The organism is Streptomyces sp. NPDC059452 (assembly GCF_042750035.1).
In the GTDB taxonomy this organism is placed as follows: domain Bacteria; phylum Actinomycetota; class Actinomycetes; order Streptomycetales; family Streptomycetaceae; genus Streptomyces.
In genome coordinates, this window is record NZ_JBHYVE010000065.1 from 1 (window position 1) to 1,195 (window position 1,195).

General features: G+C 55.8%; 1 rRNA gene. It reads left to right on the forward strand.

Going from position 1 to position 1,195, the window contains the following annotated elements:
* Positions 1–1,173: ribosomal RNA gene (locus tag ACFW9Z_RS36050) — 23S ribosomal RNA — on the forward strand; the annotation flags it as partial.
* Positions 1,174–1,195 lie beyond the last annotated feature (22 nt).

Consider the following 1,195-nt stretch of genomic DNA (forward strand, 5'->3'; position numbering starts at 1 on the left):
TGAGCTGGGGGTGGCCGCAGAGACCAGCGAGAAGCGACTGTTTACTAAAAACACAGGTCCGTGCGAAGCCGTAAGGCGATGTATACGGACTGACGCCTGCCCGGTGCTGGAACGTTAAGGGGACCGGTTAGCTGCTCTTCGGGGTGGCGAAGCTGAGAACTTAAGCGCCAGTAAACGGCGGTGGTAACTATAACCATCCTAAGGTAGCGAAATTCCTTGTCGGGTAAGTTCCGACCTGCACGAATGGCGTAACGACTTCTCGACTGTCTCAACCATAGGCCCGGTGAAATTGCACTACGAGTAAAGATGCTCGTTTCGCGCAGCAGGACGGAAAGACCCCGGGACCTTTACTATAGTTTGATATTGGTGTTCGGTTCGGCTTGTGTAGGATAGGTGGGAGACTGTGAAGCGGCCACGCCAGTGGTTGTGGAGTCGTCGTTGAAATACCACTCTGGTCGTGCTGGATGTCTAACCTGGGTCCGTGATCCGGATCAGGGACAGTGTCTGATGGGTAGTTTAACTGGGGCGGTTGCCTCCTAAAGAGTAACGGAGGCGCCCAAAGGTTCCCTCAGCCTGGTTGGCAATCAGGTGTTGAGTGTAAGTGCACAAGGGAGCTTGACTGTGAGACCGACGGGTCGAGCAGGGACGAAAGTCGGGACTAGTGATCCGGCAGTGGCTTGTGGAAGCGCTGTCGCTCAACGGATAAAAGGTACCCCGGGGATAACAGGCTGATCTTCCCCAAGAGTCCATATCGACGGGATGGTTTGGCACCTCGATGTCGGCTCGTCGCATCCTGGGGCTGGAGTCGGTCCCAAGGGTTGGGCTGTTCGCCCATTAAAGCGGTACGCGAGCTGGGTTTAGAACGTCGTGAGACAGTTCGGTCCCTATCCGCTGTGCGCGTAGGAATATTGAGAAGGGCTGTCCCTAGTACGAGAGGACCGGGACGGACGAACCTCTGGTGTGCCAGTTGTCCTGCCAAGGGCATGGCTGGTTGGCTACGTTCGGAAAGGATAACCGCTGAAAGCATCTAAGCGGGAAGCCTGCTTCGAGATGAGTATTCCCACCAACTAGATTGGTTAAGGCTCCCAGTAGACGACTGGGTTGATAGGCCAGATGTGGAAGCCCGGTAACGGGTGGAGCTGACTGGTACTAATAGGCCGAGGGCTTGTCCTCAGTTGCTCGCGTCCACTGTGTT